Genomic DNA, 20,497 nt, shown 5'->3' with positions numbered 1-20,497 from the left:
CTTTCTTTTAAGGTGGTCAAGAGATACGGTCAGGGCCTATTTCTGCCACGTGCTGTGCGAAAACAAAGAGAGAAAACGAGTATAGGTCACCTTTTGTTTTCCGTACCAGTGATTTATATGTTGAACAATCGAAACCAATGAATGAACCGCTCTCGATAAGGATAGCGGCTTCTTTCATATGTATGGAGAATCAGCTTCACACGAATAATAGATGTATCCTGGGAAAAGGAGAGAGAAACGATGGCGAAACATTATTTTATTGCGGTGAAATTACCAAATGAAATAAAGAATATATTGGCAGAGTGGAAAGAAATGATAGAAGAAACGACGCCGTTTCGTTCTTGGGTACATAAAGAAGACTACCATATTACACTTTCGTTTTTAGGAAGTGCTGAGGAAAGGCAACTTGAAAAGTTGAAACTAGACTTGCCGCAGCTGGCTAAAATGTCTCGTTTTTCACTTACATTGCAAGGGTGTCATACCTTTGGTGTACAAGAACAGCCGCGTGTCTTTTGGGTAGGAGTGGAAGAAGAACGTGCTTTGTTTGACTTACAAAAAGAAGTGTATACGATATGTGAGCAAAATGGTTTTCAATTAGAAACGCGTCCGTATCATCCTCATATTACCGTAGCTCGTAAATGGAAAGGAGAGGAAGCGTTTGATAAAAATCAGCTTCCTAGCCTGCCGCCGCGTATATTTGAAGTGGAAACAGTAACGGTATACGAAACGCATGTAGAACGGGTGCCGAAGTACGAGGCGATTTATGAAATATCTTTACAGAATACACAGGCTTGAAAACGTTTTCTGATTTTTTGAATATACTATAGAAAATGGAGTGTCTCTTGGGAGGGTGTGGATACATATGTTAAGCATACAGCGTACATTTGAAGCATATTTAGATGAAATGGATAAAATTACAGTTTTACTTCCGCATGCATACGGGACGAGTAGCATATTCCATTTAACACAAGGTGCAAATGAATGGGAGCTTTCAATCAATTGTATCACCTCTCTTCCACATGCAACGAAATATGAATGTAAAGTTAGTGAACCAATCACATTGAGTAACTGTTATATTGTACGTGATGAACAGGGGGCAGAAACTGATTTACAGATGGGCGCTGTCATTCGGACAGAGAAATTTGATGAGTTATATATGTACGACGGACGAGATTTAGGTGCTTCTTATTCCAGCAATCAAACTGTATTTAAAGTGTGGGCGCCAACAGCTACAAAAGCGAAGGTTCGTATTTATGAAAGCGAGGAAGTATATAAAGATTATGAGATGAAAGGACAAGAAAAAGGTGTTTGGAGCTACGAGTTAACAGGAGACTGGGACGGTGCGAAGTATACCTTTCTTGTCTGCATCAATTTAATTTGGCGAGAAGCAGTTGATCCATATGCAAAATCAGTGTCTGTAAACGGTACGTACGGAATTGTCATAAACCTTGCGAAAACATATGTGCAAGATGAGGAACCATTACCTCTCATGGATTCTATGACGGATGCTGTTATTTATGAGGCGCATATTCGTGATATGACGGTTCATCCTCATAGCGGCGCAATGTATAAAGGGAAATATCCCGGTTTAACAGAAGAAGGAACGACAGGAGAACGAGGGACGGTAACGGGCCTGTCTTATATAAAGGAATTAGGCGTTACACATCTTGAACTATTACCGATTCATCATTATGCCGGAGTAGATGAGGAGCAGCCATTTGCAACGTATAATTGGGGATATAATCCGTTATTTTACAATGTTCCAAATGGAAGCTATGCAACAAATCCGATTGATCCGTACAACCGAATTGTTGAATGTAAACAAATGATTCAAGCACTTCATCGAAATGGTCTGCGCGTTATTATCGATGTCGTTTATAATCATGTGTATGAAAGAGAAACATCTTCTTTTGAAAAGCTTGTACCTGGATATTATTTTCGGCACGACGAAAATGGAATGCCATCAAATGGGACGGGGGTTGGAAATGATATTGCCTCAGAGCGCAGTATGGTACGCAAGTTTATTGTCGATTCCGTTTTATATTGGTTAACAGAGTACAAGGTGGATGGCTTTCGGTTTGATTTAATGGGAATTTTAGATGTTGAGACAATGAACGAAATTCGGCAGAAAGTAAATGAAGTAAAAGAGCATGTAATATTGCTAGGTGAAGGATGGGATTTACAAACACCGCTTGCTGCGGATCAGAAGGCAACATTACAAAATGCAGCGAAACTACCATGTATCGCCCAGTTTAATGATCAATTTCGTGATGGAATTAAGGGAAGTACATTTGACGTGCAAAAATGCGGGTATGCGCTCGGGGAGATAACAAATAAAGAGCATGTTCAATACTTGCTTACAGGAAGTATCCCTTATCTCAAACAGAAGAGTTTATTTATAGAACCTGTGCAAAGCATTAATTATGTAGAATGTCACGATAATATGACGATGTGGGATAAGATTATAGGCAGCAGTAAAGAAGAGGAATATTTGCAAAAACGTCGCCATTGCCTTGCAACAACGATGACATTATTAGCGCAAGGCATTCCGTTTTTACATGCTGGTCAAGAGTTTTATCGTACAAAGCAAGGAAATGAAAATAGTTATAATGCTCCGGACTGTATTAATCAAATGGACTGGGATCAAAAAGAACGAGAAGAAGAAACGATTTCTTATATAAAAGGAATCATTTGCATTCGCAAATCACACGGGGCCTTTCGCTTTGCGTCTTCTGAATTGATTAAGCGGCATATGTCCTTTTTCAATACAGCTCCTTCTGTAATTGCATATTATTTACAAGATGTACAGCAGTTCGGACAGTGGAAAGAGATTGTTGTGTTATTTCATAATGGAATAGAGGAGCAAACGGTTTCATTGCCAAGTAGCGGTGTATGGCACGTACTTGCAAATGATATAAGGGCAGCAGAGAGTCCCATTTCTTCATTTGATGGAGATACATTAGTTATTGCTCCGATTAGTACCTATATATTGGCGAAAATGTGACAAATCGCCCCTTGACGATGCGAATATAATAAATGTAGAATTGAAAAAGGTGGCTATTCAGTTAAGTTGCCAGCCTATTATTGTTTTTGTAAAATAAAGTAAAGCGAATGGACGGAAACCATCAACATATGTTTAAATATGTTGCGGTTTTTCTTTTCATAACTATAAAAGATAAGGAATTGTTAACGGGTAATGAACATGGAATGGTTGGAACAATTGTTAGGAGAAGAATGGAAAGTAATACCAGCCGGGGGGGCGACTGGAGATGCCTACATTGCGCACAACGAACAACATAAACTATTTTTAAAGCGCAATTCATCGCCCTTTCTTGCGGTATTGTCAGCAGAAGGGATTGTTCCGAAGTTACTTTGGACAAGGCGATTAACAAATGGTGATGTGATTTCGGCACAAAGGTGGCTACCAGGACAAAAATTAGAGCCAGAAGATATGAAATCTAAGCGAGTGGCAGCATTGCTGAAAAAAATTCATTCTTCTGAAGCGTTAGTGCATATGATTCAAAAGCTTGGGAAACAGCCTTTGCATGCGCAAGATATACTAGAAGAAGCGCTCCTCACTTTGCAAGAGGATGTAAAGCAAAATGAAGTCATTCAAAAAGGACTTCAGTATTTACAAAAGTCCCTTCAGAATGTAGAATTTGATCATCTTGCTGTTTGTCATTGCGATGTCAATCATAATAATTGGTTAGTAACAGATGATAACGAATTGTTTTTAATTGATTGGGACGGAGCGGTCATTGCAGACCCAGCTCTTGATATTGGAATGCTACTCCATTGGTACGTTCCAAGAGATGAATGGCACGAGTGGCTTGAGCATTACGGATTAGAACTCACTGATTCTTTGCTAAGCCGTATGAAATGGTACGTTACACTGCAATGTATGATTTTCGTGCAATGGTATACAGCAAAAAATAAGCAAGTAGAAGCAGAATATTGGCTTCAATATTTAATGCAACTACTCGCTTCAGAATAATTTAAGAAAAACTATCCATTCCTGTAATCCATTGTGACAGTTGTTCTTGATGACCAGAAATATGGCCGTCTAAATCAGAGGAATATTTACCCGATTGACTATAGTAATATACATCGTTTAACATCGTTTTTACATTATTGCTCACACTATCATTTGCGAGTAATGATTGAATAAGACGTTCTAATTGTTCACACTCAGAAACCGTTCCACAGCAATCACTTTGATGATTGACTAAGATGTCTTTTAAGATTGCCATTTGATGTTCATGATTAAGTGGCATTTTGACACATCCTTTTCAGTTGTTATCGTAACAATGAAACGAGCGTAACGAACCGCTGATGGAAATTGTATTTTATACACTTTGTAGTTTCCATCAAAATAGTAAATTTTATACTTGAAAGAAACGGACCGAGTGCTCGTACGTACTTGGTTTTTTATATGATACACACATCTTGGAGTGCAGAGAGGGAGAGAACTATGCGTTTAAGACATAAACCATATGCAATGGACCGAACGAAAGAGTATTCACAGTTTGTAATTGGAAATCCAGAAGAGCATAACGGAAAATGGAAAGAGCTATTTGGCAATGACAATCCGATTCATATTGAGGTTGGAACAGGCCGCGGCCGTTTCATGTACGAAATGGCAAAAGCAAATCCAAACGTAAACTATATTGGAATTGAAAAATTCACAAGCGTAATTGTAGATGCACTTGATAAATTAATTGAAGAGCCACTGCCGAACTTAAAACTAATTAATAAAGATGCAGAAGATTTAACTGTATTCTTTGCGAAGAATGAAATTGATCGCGTATATTTAAACTTCTCTGATCCATGGCCAAAGAATCGCCATGAAAAGCGTCGTTTAACGTATAAAACATTTTTACGCAACTATGAAACAGTACTTGTAAAAGGCGGAGAAATTCATTTCAAAACAGATAACCAAACCTTGTTCGAATACTCTCTTACAAGTATGGCGGAATATGGCATGTTGCTGCCTTTTATTAGTTTAGATCTTCACAAAAGTGACTTTGAAGGTAACATTATGACGGAATACGAAGAAAAATTCTCAAGCAAGGGAAATCGTATTTACCGCGTTGAAGCAAAATATCGTACAGAACCTGCGCAATAATGCGCGGGTTTTTTTATTTTTGAGTGACAGTAGCACAAAAATAAAGAAGCCACCACAAAGTACTAGCTTTGTGACAACTTCTTGCAAGGATAAAGAAAGAGCGGGAGCAGCACAAGAATGTCAATGAAAGTTAAAAACTTAATTTTCAGAAAACTAAAAAGCTTAAGGGTTTTTTCGCTACTCTTTCTTTATGGTTATAAGTTTAGCATTAAAAATAAAATTAATCAACGGAAAATAGACAATTTTCTTTGAAATTCGACATTTTAAAAAATTGATCCCGCATTAACGGGCAGTAATACTCCCACCTCAAAATTCGGCGAAAGCATTGTCCAGTTCCAGTGGCTAGAATGTTCGGTGGCTTCGCTTCTTCCTGCGAGGTAAAAAACACCTCTACGTCAGAAGCTCCATCCCCCTCACATTCTGGACGAGCCACTTCCACATTTCTTTGTTGTCCAGCTCTAGCGGCTAGAATCTCCGGTCGTTTCGCCCCCTCGGACGAGGCAAAAAGCGCCTCTCTGTCGGGTGTTCCAACGTCCTGCGATTCTGAGCGAGCCGCTTTCGCTTTTCTTAAGAAGTTAGGTGGGAGATAAACTGCCCGTAAAAGCCCGATTGGTGAGGGCTGATAATCAGTAGGGGATGAAGAAAACCCCCACTGATTAAAGTTTCACTTTATATAAAAAGCCCTCTATCAATTTAAAATATCTAGGAAATTAGGTTATATTAAATAAATATCACATACATGTTTATATAGGAGTGAAAAGGAATGTTCCGGTTAAACAAAGGAGATAAAATAGGCGTTTTTTCACCATCATTGCCTGGTACATATACATCACCTACTAGATTCGAACGTTCGAAACAGTTTTTGGAAAGTAAAGGGTTTATTATAGTTGATGGGAGTCTTACTGGAAAGTATGATGGTTATCGATCTGGGAATATAAAAGATCGTGTTCAAGAGTTGAACCAATTCATCCGGAATCCAGAAATTAAGTGTATTATGTCGTCTGTTGGAGGAAGTAATTCGAATTCTTTACTTCCTTATTTGGATTATGAAGAGATAAAGAAACATCCGAAAATTTTCGTTGGGTATTCTGATGTCACAGCCATTTTGTTAGGGATTTATGCTAAAACGGGTATGACAACATTTTATGGCCCATCCCTAATTTCATCATTGGGAGAATTTCCTCCATATGTAAATGATACATTTTCATCATTTGAAGATGTGCTCATAAAAAATGGAGCACTTCCGTATGAGTATCCTATATATCCTTTTTGGACAGATGAGCAAGTAAATTGGCAAACACAAAATCGTCCCAAAGCAAGTTATTCGAATGAATGGGTTTGTGTAAAGGAAGGCGTAGCAACAGGTCGGTTAATAGCTGGAAACTTAATGACAATGTTAAGTATATGGGGTAGTCCTTATATGCCTGTTATTCAAAAGGGAGATATTTTAATGATCGAAGACTGTAAAAAAACAGCAGCGATTGTTGAAAAGCATTTTAGTTTCTTAAAAATAAACGGTATATTTGAAAAAGTTGGCGGTGTAATTCTAGGAAAGCATGAGCAATTTGACGATCAAGGAACAGGATTAACACCATATGATATTTTGCTTGAAGTAATCGGAGACACGAATATGCCAATCTTAGCAGATTTTGATTGCTGTCATACACATCCTATTGTCACAATGCCAATTGGCGCAACTATTGAATTACATGCAACGCGGAAGACGGTTCGGATTTTGGAGTTTTAATTAAATAAGGAGCTTGTAATGACAGCACAAAAAGCTAGCAATTTGCTAGCTTTTAACGGGTTATAAAGAATCTATATAATTTTTAGCTTCAAGTAATGATAACTCTAAAACTTCTCTAGCTTTTTTGATTGCTGTAACTTTTTTACCTTCTTTAACTAACTGGCGAAGCTCTTCGTTAATTTCATGCTCAGGGAGTTCCATGTGTTTAGCGATTCGATCTAATTTATCTTCTGTTCGTTTTAATCTTGTATGGATGTTGTTTAACTGACCGGAAATATAAAACATACCCAAAGCGATTACTGCTGTAAGAAGCAAAGAATCCACATTTATCTCTCCTTTTTCGCTTTTTCAATACTTTCTATGATAAACGGTGCTTTTGCATTTGTGTATGCAACTCTATCAAAACGATGTTTAGTCGCTAATTCTTTTTTTATTGTTCATATTATTGATTTTATTTAACAAAGTTTTTAGACTGTCCTCTCGGAATGCTTAATATTTTCCACTCTGAACCTTTAATTTGCTTACCGATATATAGAATTTGTCCTAAGTGATTGCTGCAATGGGCAATTTCAATTTGAATGGCCTCTAAAACCGTTAAGGGATTTTTTCTAATGGTCACAATCTTTAGTAGATCATCTGTTTTGAGTTCTTGAATAGTTGAAAATAAGAGGAACCATCCTTTTTCCCAAATATGGAGTAATTCTTCTTTTGATTGGATCGTATCAACGAATTCATCGTCGCGATCTCTTTCTTCTTTTTCTCCATCTGTTGTTAAAAAGCCAGTCCATCTTGAATGCATATTTCCACTTAAATGCTTCATAATGATTGCGACACTATTAGATTCTTCATTAGGTTGCCAATGGAGTTCTTGTTCGGTTAATTGCTCAATTGCTTGTCCAGCACGTTCCTTTATATGTATAAATTGAGAAAGTACAGTAGATAAAAACTTGTCTTCAACTCGATTCATTCCCAAGTCTCCCTTCTATCTCCTTAATTTTACCACAAAAAATATGTGTGACGAGAAAAGGAATACCTTACAGAAATGTAATCTTGCTGTCACGTAAATCGATAACAAATCATATATAAAACTTTTATGATACAAACAGACATAGTAAATGAACAGAAGAGGTGTGATTCACTTGAAGAAATATGTAATAGGTATTACGTTATTTATGCTATTATTTTCCGTATCTTCAATGGTAGTGCTAGCTGTTGCTGAAAAAAATGATTCAATAGATATTAAAAAATGGGTAGCAAAAGAATATTACGTTCAAATCACAGAGAATGGAAAAGAAGAATCAGTGCAAGATAATCATGGAGAAAAGCAGCCCGTGTACTGGTATACAATGAAAGCATATGATAAAAAGGGAAATGAAGAAACAGTTAAATTTTTTGCAACGAAAAACTTAAAATTACAGGCATTTCTTCGTGTGTATGTAAATGGTGAATATCCTGATAAAACAAATGGAATTCAAAGATACGAAGAAATAACAACTAAGGAAATACCTGTGAAAGCAAAAGAAAAGTTAGGTGTGAAATAGAAAGCAGCTTGTGGAAACTATATCCATAAGCTGCTTTTTTTAATTACAAAACCACTTACAAAACTTACAAAATCTATTATTACTATTGAAAGCGTTTTAATATTGTAAATAACAACATAAGGGGGTGCCTCTATGGGGATTCAAAATCAAGTGGAAACGATGTCACCTGTAGGTGAAGTAGAAACAAAGCAGGAAACATTCGTTTCAAAAATTATGAATATCAAAATTGGTGTTATACCGTTACCTTTATATCTTGTACTAGCAGCGGTTATTTACGGAGCATCTGTATATAATAAGTTGCCTGCGGATATGATTGGCGGTTTTGCAGTTATTATGATTATGGGTATTTTCTTAGGTGATATTGGAATGAGAATTCCAATTTTAAAGAACATTGGTGGACCAGCAATTCTTTCATTATTTATTCCGTCATTTCTCGTGTTCTTTAATTGGATGAACCCAGCATCAATGAATGCTGTGAATATGTTAATGAAAAAATCGAACTTTTTATATTTATATATTTCTTGTTTAGTAATCGGAAGTGTTTTAGGAATGAGCCGTAAAGTGTTAGTGCAAGGCTTTATGCGCATGTTTATTCCATTAGTTGTAGGAACACTCGCTTCTATTGCAGTTGGATTATTAGTTGGATCATTATTTGGATTTGAAATGAAGAGAACGTTCTTCTTTATCATTGTACCAATTGTGAGCGGTGGTATCGGAGAAGGGATTTTACCACTTTCCTTAGCTTACAGTGACATTTTACATCAATCATCAGCAACATTTGTATCTCAGCTTATTCCAGCAGCGGTTATCGGAAATATGTTTGCGATTATAGGCGCTGGATACATGAAGCGATTAGGTGAGAAAAAACCAGAGCTTAGCGGTAATGGTATTTTAGTAAAAACAGGTAATCAAGATGAGTTATTAAAAGAACAAAATATAGAAAAACCAATTGACTTCTCATTAATGGGAGCAGGTTTATTAATTGCATGTACGTTCTTTATTTTCGGTGGATTTGCTTCTAAATTTATCGGTATTCCAGGGGCAATCATTATGATCTTTTCAGCTGCACTTGTGAAATACTTTAAATTAATGCCAGCAAAAATGGAGCAAGGTGCGTATCACTTATACAAATTTATTTCAACAAGCTTAACATGGCCATTAATGGTTGGTTTAGGATTACTATACATTCCGTTAAAAGATGTAGCAGCTGTTCTTTCAGTTGGATATGTTGCGGTGTGTGCATCAGTAGTAGTAACAATGATTGCGACTGGCTTCCTTGTTGGGAAAGTTATGAAAATGTACCCAGTTGAATCTGCGATTGTAACAGGATGCCATAGCGGACTCGGCGGAACGGGAGATGTTGCGATTTTATCAGCTTCAAACCGTATGGAATTAATGCCGTTTGCACAAATTTCAACGCGTTTAGGCGGAGCAGCAATGGTTGTAACTGCATCAATTTTATTAAAAATGTTTTCGTAATGTAACATCAGACAAGCTAGCTATGTAAAGACGTAGCTAGCTTGTAAAATTAGGAGGAGATTATTTTATGTTAGAGAGTCAAATTAAGGAACGTTCGTTATTGCTTCATAAAGAATTAGTAGGAAAAATTGAAATTACAAGTAAAGTAGAAGTGAATTCAGCTGATGATTTAAGTTTGACATATACACCGGGTGTAGCGGAATCTTGTAAGGCAATTGCGGCAGATGAAGAAACAGCTTATGACTATACAGCACGCGGTAATATGGTTGCGGTCATTTCGGATGGAACGGCAGTACTTGGATTAGGTGATATTGGACCGAAAGCAGCTATGCCTGTTATGGAAGGGAAAAGTATTTTATTTAAAAAGTTTGCGAATGTCGATGCATTTCCGCTTTGTCTTGGAACGACTGATGTAGATGAAATCGTAACCATTGTTAAAAATTTAGAACCTACATTTGCAGGTATTAATTTAGAGGATATTGCAGCGCCGCGCTGTTTTGAAATTGAAAAGCGTTTAAAAGAAGAAACAAATATTCCAGTGTTTCATGATGATCAGCACGGAACAGCGATTGTTGTTTTAGCGGCAGTTATTAACGCGTTAAAAGTAGTAAATAAAACGATGGGTGAAGTAAAGATCGTCATTAATGGTGCTGGTTCTGCAGGGATTGCAATTGGTAAATTGTTATTAAAAGCAGGTGCACAGCATATGACGTTAGTAAGTTTAGAAGGTGTCGTTTGTGAAGGAGAATCATGGATGAACCCTGCACAAGTTGAGATTGCGAAAGAAACAAATCGTGAATTTGTACGTGGAACATTAAAAGAAGCGATTGACGGTGCAGACATTTTTATCGGTGTATCTGCTCCTGACGTATTAACAAAAGAGCTTGTGAAGACAATGAATGAAAATCCAATTGTGTTTGCAATGGCGAATCCAGTACCAGAAATATTCCCAGAAGATGCACTAGAGGCCGGAGCAGCTGTTGTTGGAACAGGACGTTCTGATTTTCCAAACCAAGTGAACAATGTATTAGCATTCCCGGGTATATTCCGCGGTGCATTAGATGTGCGTGCGACAGATGTTACTGAGGAAATGAAATTAGCTGCCGCGTATGGAATCGCTAATATCATTACAGATGAAGAACGAAATGCAAATTATGTGATTCCAAATCCATTGGATAAAAGAGTCGTACCGAGTGTAGCAGCTGCGGTAGCAAAAGCAGCCATTCAATCAGGTGTAGCACAAATTACAACGATGCCAAACTATTCAATCGAACAATAAAGTGAAACTGTGATGCAAGAATCACTTGTTTTTGAAAATTCTCCCCATCTTTAAGAGGTGGGGAGAATTTTTATTTCTTCTTTGATATATCCACTTTCATTTTTCCACATCTTTGTCTAGCTCTGCATTCACTGGCTCTTTTTGTTTTAAACTTTGCATGTGGCAGAAAAAGGCCCTGACCGCTTCTATGCATGGCTAGATGCTCTCGCACGCCTAAAAAGCAAGAGGGTTTTTATGTCGATTTTTTAATTTGTATGTATATAGATTTTCTTTGTATCTCAATGAGTTAAATATTGTATATAATCTTACTTGCGAAAAAAGTTGTTTTCAATATAAAGAATGAGTAATATAGATTTCGCACGGATTATAGAAGACACGGGGTGAAAAGTGAGGGATGGAGAAAAAAAAGAAGTTTTTGAGTTTGCGGAAAACCATTGCATTTTTGGTATGTGCTGTTGTTATATTTGCTTTACTTGTAACGGATATTTTAATTAGTCATCATGTCGAGCGTACGACAGAAGAAAGTCAAATAGAAAAAGCGAAAGCAGTTGCACGTATTACAGCAAACTCATCGTTCGTAATCGATGCTTTATCAGGAAGAAAAGATGAATCTGACATTCAACCGAATGTGGATAGGTTTTTAAAAAATACAGATGTTCAATTCATTGTCGTTATGGATATGAATGGGATACGAAAATCTCATCCGGATCCTAAGAAAATTGGTCAACATTTCGTTGGGGGCGATGAAGAAACAGCCTTGAAAGGAAAAGAATATGTATCAACAGCAAAAGGAACATTAGGAAAGTCTATGCGAGTATTTGTACCAATCTTTTCTGAAACGAAAAAACAAATAGGGGTTGTAGCTGTTGGAATTTCAGCTAATAATGTAGAAGAGATGGTCGAAGAAAGTAGAAATATTATGTACGTCGGTGTCAGCGTTGGGATTTTAGTAGGAGTTATAGGGGCTATTTTATTGGCTAGACATATTAAGAAAATTTTATTTGGCCTCGAACCTAGTGAAATTTCAAAAATCTTAGAAGAACGAAATACGATGCTTCAATCTGTTAAAGAAGGAATTATTGCGATTGATAAGGATGCGCGGATTACTTTAATTAATAACGAGGCCAGGCGGTTAATTGAGAAAAGCGGGATCAAAGAAGAGTTTATTGGTAAAGACATTAAGAAGTATATGCCGAATTCAAGGATAAAGGAAGTATTACAAACGGGAGTAGCGCAGTTCGATGAGGAACAAAGTCTACATGGAATTACAATTGTTACGAATCGAGTTCCGTTATACGTAAAGGGAGAAATTGTTGGGGCAATTGCAACATTTCGTGATAAAACGGAAATAAGAAAATTAGCAGAGCAGTTAACAGGTATCAGGCTATATGCAGAGGCTTTACGTGCCCAATCTCATGAATTTATGAATAAAATGCATGTTGTATTAGGACTAACAAATATGAAGCATTATGAACAATTAGAGACGTATGTTAGTAGCATGGTATCAGAGCATCAATATGAAATTGGAGATGTAATGCGGAAGATAAAAAATCCCGTGTTTGCAGGTTTTTTACTTGGGAAACTTAGCTATGCAAGAGAAAAAGGAATAGAATTAACGATAAGTGAAGATTCTTATTTACCACAGCCGGATGATGAGGGGATTATTCACGAACTCATTACAATTGTAGGGAATTTAATTGATAATGCCTTGGATGCAGTAGCGGATTGTAAATATAAACAGATAAATGTTACGATTGAATATTTCGATAAATTAATAGTGAAGGTTGCAGATACAGGAAAGGGAATTAAACAAGAAGAAATAGATAAATTATTTGTCAAAGGGTATTCTACAAAAGGAGAAAACCGAGGATATGGCTTATATCTTGTGAAGGAAAGTATAGAACGTATAAAAGGGAATATACATATTGATTCAGTATTAGGAGAGCAAACAATAATCACAATTGAAACACCATATAAAAGTAGGGATGAGATGGAGAATGATTAAAGTTTTAATTGTAGAAGATGACCCAATGGTAGCGATGCTAAATAAGCATTACTTAGAACAAGTTGGTGGGTTTGAACTTGTTCATATAGCTAACTCTGTAGAGGAAGCATTACAAGTTCTAGAAGAAACTCATATAGATTTTATATTGCTTGATATTTTTATGCCTGGTGATACTGGATTTGAATTGTTATTGCATATTCGCAATAAAGAAAAAGAAATTGATGTGATGATGATTTCAGCGGTGCATGATATGGTAAGTATCAAAAAAGCATTGCAATATGGAGTTGTAGATTATTTAATTAAACCATTTACGTTTGAACGCTTTAAGGAAGCATTATCTGCTTATCGTGAAAAATTTAAATTTATGAAGGCGCAGCCAAATATTAATCAATCTGAACTAGATGCATTGATTTTACAAAAAGAAAAAAAAGAATCCTCTGTAAGCAAAGTGCTTCCAAAAGGATTAACAAAGCAAACCTTGCAGCTAGTTTGGAAACAGATAAAATCGCTTCATGGAAAAACATTTACAACAGAAGAAATGGCACAATTAGTTGGAATTTCTAGGGTTTCCATTCGAAAGTATGTCATGTTTTTAATTGAAATTGGAGCTTTAGAGAATGAAATGGTATATCAGCAAGTAGGAAGACCGGTAAGTAAACTGCGTTGTATTGATGAAGGCAAAATACATTTGTACATATGAAGCTGTCCCAAAAGGTCGTTGAATAACGGCTTTTTTTGGACAGCTTTTTTGACAAAATAAATGCTTTTTTGTTATCCCGCATTAACGGGCAGTAAGACCCCCACCTCAAGATTGAGAGAGAATCGTTGTCCAGCTTCAGTGGCTAGAATGTTCGGTGGCTTCGCTTCTTCCTACGAGGTAAAAAACACCTCTACGTCAGAAGCTCCATCCCCCTCACATTCTGAACGAGCCACTTCCGCTTTTCTAAAGAAGATAGGTGGGGGATAACTGCCCGTAAAAGCCCGATTGGTTCAACTAACCATCAGTGGGGGATGAAGAAAACCCCCACTGATGGAAGTTTCACTTTATTTAGAACCTGTCTTTTTTAAACAAATAATCCTTTCTGCATATAGTTATAGGAAGAATGGAGGAATAAAAATGACGAGAATTGCCTATACAGAAAGTGATGTAGATTTATTAGCTCGTCTCATGCGTGCTGAAGCAGAAGGAGAAGGGCAACAAGGTATGATGGCCGTAGGGACAGTTGGTGTGAATCGTGTTATGTGCGATTGTCTAGACTTTAAACAAATTACAAATATTTCGCAAATGGTGTATCAGCAACCAGGCGGATTTGAAGCAACGACGAAAGGATATTTCTATCAAAGAGCAAGAGAGAGCGACAAAGAAATGGCAAGAAAATGTTTGAATTATGCTCGTATATGGCCAGGTGTATATTCTTTGTGGTTTTTCCGTCCAGTTGGTAATTGTCCTCCTACTTGGTGGGATCAACCTCATGCAGGACAATACAAGAATCATTGTTTTTACGAACCGACTGGAGACGAATGTCCAAAAGTATATAGCGGAAAGTAGCGCAGGATAAATATATCGGCGCTTCGACATAATATAAAGTGAAACTTCCCCGTGCTTCCCCGGCCTTTACTGCCCGTTAATGCGGGATAAAGATTATTCGGCGATAATCGACATACAAAAAAGCCACCCTTTTCCAAAATGGGTGGCTTTCTTTGGTATATTTTAATACCCGAAGAATCATTATAACCAATATACAATGCGGTTATAAAAAGGGGAAAACAGATGAAAACCACTCGAATTGAAGGAACAACTGTGCAAGATTGGCTCAAAAAATATCCTTTCATTAATGAACTAATACTAACAAAGGAAGTATTTTGGTCCAACCCTAAATACGAATTGTTTCAAACTGGGATTGAAAAAACTCGATTTAATGAAAAAGATGTAAAAGATGCGGAAGAAAGATTAAAACGTTTTGCTCCTTATATTGCTAAAGCCTTTCCAGAAACAAAAAAGTTAAATGGAATTATTGAATCTCCTATCCTTAAAATTCCTTCTATGCAACAGCACTTAGAACAAATTTATGGTTTAAATTCTCCTGGTCAATTTTTATTAAAATGTGATAGTCATATTCCGATTGCAGGTTCAATTAAAGCGAGAGGTGGTATTTATGAGGTTCTTAAACATGTCGAAAATTTAGCTATTCAACATCAATTGTTAACACTGCAAGATGATTATTCAATAATGGATAGTGAAAAATTTAGAAACTTCTTCTCACAATACTCGATTGCAGTAGGTTCAACTGGCAACTTAGCACTTAGCGTTGGCATGATATGTTCTAAAATGGGCTTTAACGTAACGGTCCATATGTCAGCTGATGCAAAGAAATGGAAGAAGGATTTTCTGAAGAGTAAGGGAGCAACAGTTCTTGAATATAAGGGAGATTATAGTAAGGCTGTAGAAGAAGGTCGAAAGTATGCGAGTAACAAACCAAACTGTTACTTTATTGATGATGAAAATTCTTATGATTTATTTTTAGGATATGCAGTGGCTGCCTCTCGTTTACAACAACAATTAAAAGATATGAGTATACAGGTAGATGAAAATCATCCACTTTTTGTGTACCTTCCATGCGGGGTAGGAGGTGGACCGGGGGGAATTACGTTTGGTTTGAAATTAATATATCAAGACTATGTACATTGTTTTTTTGCAGAACCTACTCATTGTCCAAGTATGTTAATAGGCTTAATCACAGGTTTACATGATAAAGTTTCTGTAAAAGATTTTGGCATTGATAACATTACTGTGGCAGATGGCCTTGCGGTTGGAAAGCCATCAGGGTTTGTTGGTCAAAACATTGAATCTTTATTAAGTGGATGTTATACAGTGAGTGATCATCATTTGTATCAATCATTAAGTGCATTGATCGATTCAGAGAATATTAGTTTAGAGCCTTCTGCGGTAGCTGGTGTGTCAGGACCAATTAGGCTATTGAAGGAAAAAGAAGGACAGGAATATGTAAGAAAGCATTGCTTAACTGACAAACTAGAAAATGCCACACACATCATGTGGGGGACAGGTGGTAGTATGGTCCCTAAAGAAATTATGGAAGAGTATTATAAAAAAGGGTTAGAAATATAGGCTTTTTACATTCCTAAAATAAAAAAGTATTTCTTTCTGTATGACTAATAGAGAGAAATACTTTTTTATTTTATAGCAGTTATTCTGGCATTGCCTCTTGTTAGTTATTAGGATATTTTTCCTTAAGAAATGCATACTAAACAATAATATAGAACGCACGTAGAAAGTGAGGGAGTTCATGCTTAAGCTTCTGAAACGGTTAAAAGGTAGAGGCAATTCTAAGTCGTTTTCAAGACGCGACAATACTCATTTTCAGGAAAAAAATATAGAGGACTCCCTCTTAGATGCTGATTTATCTAAAAACATAGCTGAGCTTCAGGAGCTCTTTCGTCAGGCTCCTGATTTAGTGATTCGTCGGTTTCTAATGACAGTAGATGGATTAGAAGCAGCTTTAGTGTATTTGTCTGGATTAACAGATAAGCAATCGATTCAAAAACACGTTCTAGCGCCTTTGATGGATAATACTTTTGATCCGAATATGGATCTTCCCATTCCATTAGGGTATATGAAAATTATTAATACGTGGAGCCAAATTGAAAATGCTATTTTGGGCGGAGATAGTGTTTTATTGATCCATGGCCGAACGACAGCACATCAATTAGATACGAAAGGATGGCCACAAAGAAATATTGAAGATACTCGTAATGAAATATCTCTAAAAGGTGCGCATCAAGCGTTTGTAGAAACGGGAAGTCAAAATATTGCATTGATTCGGAGATATATTCCTCAGCGAGAATTAATGTTAAAAGAAACGACAATTGGTATGAGGGGCAAAACAAGGGTTTCCATTTTATATTTGAAAGATATAGCTTCCGAAGATGTGCTGAAGGAGTTGGAAACACGGATTCAAAATATTATGGTGGATGCTGTTATGAGTACGGGGGAACTTATCGAATTCATTGAAGATAATCCGTATTCACCGTTTCCGCAATTTATGTTAACTGAAAGACCCGATGTGGCTGTATCTCAAATTCTTCAGGGAAGGTTTGTAGTAGTTGTTGATCATTCCCCCAATGTATTAATTGCTCCGACAAATTTTATATCCTTTTTTCAAGGAGTCGATGATTACGGTACCCGTTGGCTAGTCGCTTCATTTATTCGGATACTTCGTTTTATTGCCTTTATGATTGCTCTATTTTTGCCCGCAAGTTATGTTGCGTTTATTTCCTTTAATTTTGAAGTCATTCCTGTAGAGCTTTTTTTATCTATTGCGGAATCAAGAACGCGCGTACCATTTTCTCCAGTTATGGAAGCACTGCTTATGGAAATGACATTGGAAATGATGAGGGAAGGGGCTTTGAGACTACCTACTCCTATTGGTCAAACAGTTGGAATTGTGGGCGGGATTATCATTGGACAAGCGGCTGTTCAAGCGGGAATTGTCAGCAACATTATGATTATTGTTGTTGCTATTACAGCCATCGCTTCTTTTATCATTCCTAATTATGATATGGGAGCGGCAGTCAGATTATTACGATTTCCTATGATGATATCAGCTGCCTTGTTTGGAATTGTCGGACTTGTTATTGGGTGGATGACATTAATTGCGCATCTTATCAGTCTTGAATCGCTAGGCACTCCTTATGGCACTCCGTTAGCACCGTTTCGCTTTGCAGATATGAAAGATGCTTTTATACGCTTTCCCCTATGGACAATGAGCAGTCGTCCTAAGGGTACGGGAGCTACTCAATCTATTCGACAAGGAAAAAATCACAATAAAAGGTGAAACTATGAAAAAGTATGCCTATAATGACATTACTCTTATGCAGTATATTTTTTTAATTAATGGAATGCAGGTGGGAACTGGAATTTTATCCCTCCCACGAGTGCTTGCAGAAAAAGCTGGAACAGATGGATGGATAGCTATACTTATCGGCTGGATACTCTCCACAATATCTGGGATTTTTATCGTTAAAACATCCGCAAGATATCCAGAGGATACGCTTTATGACATTCTTATAAGATTGTTTGGAAAAATAGTTGGGAAAGCACTAGTTGTTATTTACATGATATATTTTGCTTTTTATTCCGGTATCATTCTTGTGAATGCTATGCTTTATCTTAAGGGATGGCTTCTCCCGAAAACGCCTGACTATATCATTATATTTTTATTTTCAATTCCTACTTTACTAGTTGTGCGTAATGGCATTCGTATTATAGGGCGATACTGTGAACTCGTTTTTTATATGATGCTTTGGATTCCACTCTTTTTTTTGATACCGCTAAAAGATGGTGGTAGTTGGTTGCATTTCTTTCCACTGCTGAAAGATGGATGGAAACCGATATTAACAGCTGTGCCGACTACTGTTTTCACCTTTCTAGGGTTTGATATTGCGTTTTTTTTGTACCCCTTTTTACAAAAAAAACAGTACGCTGTCCACGGAATCGTTATTGCAAACACCTTGACAATGCTATTTTATTTGTTTGCTACCCTTGTTTGCTTTTCCTATTTTAGTCCTGATAGTATCACAGAATTTAATCAGCCGGTACTGAACTTGCTTAAAGTAATTGAATTTCGTTTTTTAGAACGTTTTGACATGATTTTATTAGCTATTTATCTCATTGTTGTTTCCACGGCCTGGATTCCGTGTATATACTGTGCTGTATTTTGTTCTAGTCAATTACTTGGAAAACAAGATCATAGCTCTCACGTCATTGTTCTATTATTGTCCATTATCGGCTTCATATTTTGGAACCATCCTAGTTGGAATCAAGCCGAGATTTGGCAACAGGCAGTATCAAATGCGGGATTAGGATTGACATATATATCACCGATCATTTTATGGATATATAGCTGGATATATGAGAAGTACCACCGGAGGGGAATACAGTGAAAAGGAAGGTACTATGTTGTGTGTTGTTATTGACATTCATGATGACAGGGTGCTTTGATCAAACAAATGTTGAAGATGTTTCACTTAGCCTTATAATTGGTATGGATTTAGATCGTAATGATAATTTATTGCTGTACATGTCAAGCCCTGTTTTTAATAAAGAAGCAAGGGTGAAAGAAGAAAATACTGGTGTGAAATCTTTCACGGTTCGAAATGCTAGAGAGAAATTCGATGCTACAGTTATGGCGTTAACATCGGGAAGTAAAACACAAGTCTTCTTAGTTGGAAAACGGCTGTTGAAACGAAAAGACTGGGAAGATTACCTCGATCCATTCTACCGGGATCCAAAAAATACGGTGACTCCACGGATTGTCGCTGTTGATGGACCTGTTTCGGACGTTATCTTTTATACCCCAAAAGATAAGCCTCGGCTCCCTTTGTATTTAGCAAAATTAATTGATACCGCCTATACAAGAAATATCACTGTAAAAACAACTCTTCAAACATTGCATGAACAAACGATAGACAAAGGGATGACAGCGAGTATTACTCAAATGAAAAAAAAGAATAAAGTATGGGTGACAGGAACAGCTCTGTTGGACGAAAATGGCAGATATAAATTAACACTTACACCGGATGAAAACAGATTATTACGCATTTTACAGCACGAAAATAAAGGTGAGTTTCCATTTACAATTGCAATCAAACCAAAATCGGATAAACAGGATAAAGATTGGATAAGCTTTAGTGCTCAAAATATGAAAGTAAAGACAAAAGTAAGATATGATCATCATTTTATATTTCATATAGATGTAAAGATGCAAATTAGTATTACAGAACGGCTTTTTCCGTTCAATACAAGAAAAGACGTAGCAAAATTGCAAAAGGCTATTGAAACTAAGCTGGAAGCTGATTTCAAGCAATTAATAAAGAAAATACAAGCTGCTGAAATTGATCCTATTGGCCTTGGGAGATATGCAAGAACTTACACGTACCCGGAATGGAAAAAAGTCCAAAATGAATGGAATAAGGCATTGGCAAAAGGGGATGTGAACGTTAACGTAAGTGTGAAAATCGCTGGGATGGGAACGATTAAGTAATAAAGTGAAACTTTAATCAGTGGGGGTTTTCTTCATCTCCCACTGATTATCAGCCCTCACCAATCGGGCTTTTACGGGCAGTTTATCTCCCACCTAACTTCTTAAGAAAAGCGGAAGCGGCTCGCTCAGAATCGCAGGACGCCCACGCACAGGGCGGAGAGGCGCTTTCTGCCTCGTCCGAGGGGGCGAAACGACCGGAGATTCTAGCCGCTAGAGCTGGACAATGCTTTCGCTGAATTTTGAGGTGGGAGTATTACTGC

The 20,497-nt window shown here is 37.0% G+C and carries 18 protein-coding genes; 15 read left to right on the top strand and 3 right to left on the bottom strand.

Annotated features, from left to right (window positions below; genetic code table 11):
• Positions 1-240 precede the first annotated feature (240 nt).
• The 3 genes from thpR (at position 241) to MR076_RS03530 (ending at position 3,994) form a co-directional block, all read left to right on the top strand.
• Positions 241-795, top strand: a complete 555-nt coding sequence (gene thpR, locus MR076_RS03540) for an RNA 2',3'-cyclic phosphodiesterase (protein WP_242217666.1) — start codon at positions 241-243, stop codon at positions 793-795.
• Positions 796-862: 67 nt separating this feature from the next.
• Positions 863-3,004 carry a type I pullulanase gene (gene pulA / locus MR076_RS03535; RefSeq protein WP_242217664.1) on the top strand — a complete coding sequence of 714 codons (2,142 nt, stop codon included), beginning with the start codon at positions 863-865 and terminating at the stop codon, positions 3,002-3,004.
• Positions 3,005-3,196: 192 nt separating this feature from the next.
• Positions 3,197-3,994, top strand: a complete 798-nt coding sequence (locus MR076_RS03530) for a phosphotransferase family protein (protein ID WP_242217663.1) — start codon at positions 3,197-3,199, stop codon at positions 3,992-3,994.
• Position 3,995: 1 nt separating this feature from the next.
• On the opposite strand, the gene MR076_RS03525 is transcribed toward MR076_RS03530, so the two are convergent.
• On the bottom strand, positions 3,996-4,274 hold the full coding sequence (locus MR076_RS03525; protein ID WP_242217660.1) for a YtzH-like family protein: 279 nt from the start codon (positions 4,272-4,274) through the stop codon (positions 3,996-3,998).
• 197 nt (positions 4,275-4,471) lie between these two features.
• Between MR076_RS03525 and trmB the strand changes: the two genes are divergently transcribed.
• Both trmB and MR076_RS03515 read left to right on the top strand, forming a co-directional pair.
• A complete protein-coding gene (gene trmB / locus MR076_RS03520) occupies positions 4,472-5,125 on the top strand; it encodes a tRNA (guanosine(46)-N7)-methyltransferase TrmB (RefSeq protein ID WP_242217654.1) in 654 nt (217 codons plus the stop codon).
• 763 nt (positions 5,126-5,888) lie between these two features.
• Positions 5,889-6,872 (top strand): S66 family peptidase, encoded by a 984-nt coding sequence (locus MR076_RS03515; protein WP_242217652.1) that lies wholly within the window; start codon positions 5,889-5,891, stop codon positions 6,870-6,872.
• A 60-nt stretch (positions 6,873-6,932) separates the two neighbouring features.
• Here the strand turns inward: MR076_RS03515 and MR076_RS03510 are convergent, their stop codons facing one another.
• A complete protein-coding gene (locus MR076_RS03510; RefSeq protein ID WP_242217646.1) occupies positions 6,933-7,196 on the bottom strand; it encodes a hypothetical protein in 264 nt (87 codons plus the stop codon).
• Between the two features lie 127 nt (positions 7,197-7,323).
• A complete protein-coding gene (locus MR076_RS03505; protein ID WP_242217644.1) occupies positions 7,324-7,839 on the bottom strand; it encodes a DUF1572 family protein in 516 nt (171 codons plus the stop codon).
• 172 nt (positions 7,840-8,011) lie between these two features.
• Here MR076_RS03505 and MR076_RS03500 point away from each other — a divergent pair, with 172 nt between their 5' ends.
• The 10 genes from MR076_RS03500 to MR076_RS03455 all read left to right on the top strand — a co-directional run bounded on the left by MR076_RS03500 (position 8,012) and on the right by MR076_RS03455 (position 20,237).
• A complete protein-coding gene (locus tag MR076_RS03500) occupies positions 8,012-8,413 on the top strand; it encodes a YxeA family protein (protein WP_242217642.1) in 402 nt (133 codons plus the stop codon).
• 132 nt (positions 8,414-8,545) lie between these two features.
• Complete coding sequence (locus tag MR076_RS03495) at positions 8,546-9,892, top strand: 2-hydroxycarboxylate transporter family protein (RefSeq protein WP_242217640.1); 1,347 nt, start codon at positions 8,546-8,548, stop codon at positions 9,890-9,892.
• A gap of 67 nt (positions 9,893-9,959) precedes the next feature.
• On the top strand, positions 9,960-11,171 hold the full coding sequence (locus MR076_RS03490) for an NAD(P)-dependent malic enzyme (RefSeq protein WP_242217638.1): 1,212 nt from the start codon (positions 9,960-9,962) through the stop codon (positions 11,169-11,171).
• Between the two features lie 394 nt (positions 11,172-11,565).
• Positions 11,566-13,176: a sensor histidine kinase gene (locus MR076_RS03485; protein ID WP_242217636.1), complete on the top strand. Its 1,611-nt coding sequence runs from the start codon at positions 11,566-11,568 to the stop codon at positions 13,174-13,176.
• Complete coding sequence (locus tag MR076_RS03480) at positions 13,169-13,876, top strand: response regulator (protein ID WP_242217635.1); 708 nt, start codon at positions 13,169-13,171, stop codon at positions 13,874-13,876. The genes MR076_RS03485 and MR076_RS03480 overlap by 8 nt, the downstream gene beginning before the upstream one ends.
• Positions 13,877-14,293: 417 nt before the next feature.
• Positions 14,294-14,725 carry a cell wall hydrolase gene (locus MR076_RS03475; protein ID WP_242217633.1) on the top strand — a complete coding sequence of 144 codons (432 nt, stop codon included), beginning with the start codon at positions 14,294-14,296 and terminating at the stop codon, positions 14,723-14,725.
• 222 nt (positions 14,726-14,947) lie between these two features.
• On the top strand, positions 14,948-16,303 hold the full coding sequence (locus tag MR076_RS03470; protein ID WP_242217631.1) for a D-serine ammonia-lyase: 1,356 nt from the start codon (positions 14,948-14,950) through the stop codon (positions 16,301-16,303).
• 178 nt (positions 16,304-16,481) lie between these two features.
• Positions 16,482-18,029: a spore germination protein gene (locus tag MR076_RS03465; RefSeq protein ID WP_242217630.1), complete on the top strand. Its 1,548-nt coding sequence runs from the start codon at positions 16,482-16,484 to the stop codon at positions 18,027-18,029.
• Positions 18,030-18,033: 4 nt separating this feature from the next.
• On the top strand, positions 18,034-19,137 hold the full coding sequence (locus MR076_RS03460; RefSeq protein ID WP_242217627.1) for a GerAB/ArcD/ProY family transporter: 1,104 nt from the start codon (positions 18,034-18,036) through the stop codon (positions 19,135-19,137).
• Positions 19,134-20,237, top strand: a complete 1,104-nt coding sequence (locus tag MR076_RS03455) for a Ger(x)C family spore germination protein (RefSeq protein WP_242217623.1) — start codon at positions 19,134-19,136, stop codon at positions 20,235-20,237. The genes MR076_RS03460 and MR076_RS03455 overlap by 4 nt, the downstream gene beginning before the upstream one ends.
• Positions 20,238-20,497 lie beyond the last annotated feature (260 nt).

Source organism: Bacillus cereus group sp. BfR-BA-01380, from assembly GCF_022663535.1.
Taxonomy (GTDB): Bacteria; Bacillota; Bacilli; order Bacillales; family Bacillaceae_G; genus Bacillus_A; species Bacillus_A cereus_BB.
The sequence above is the reverse complement of the archived record's forward strand: the minus strand, read 5'-3'. Positions and strand labels throughout refer to the sequence as shown.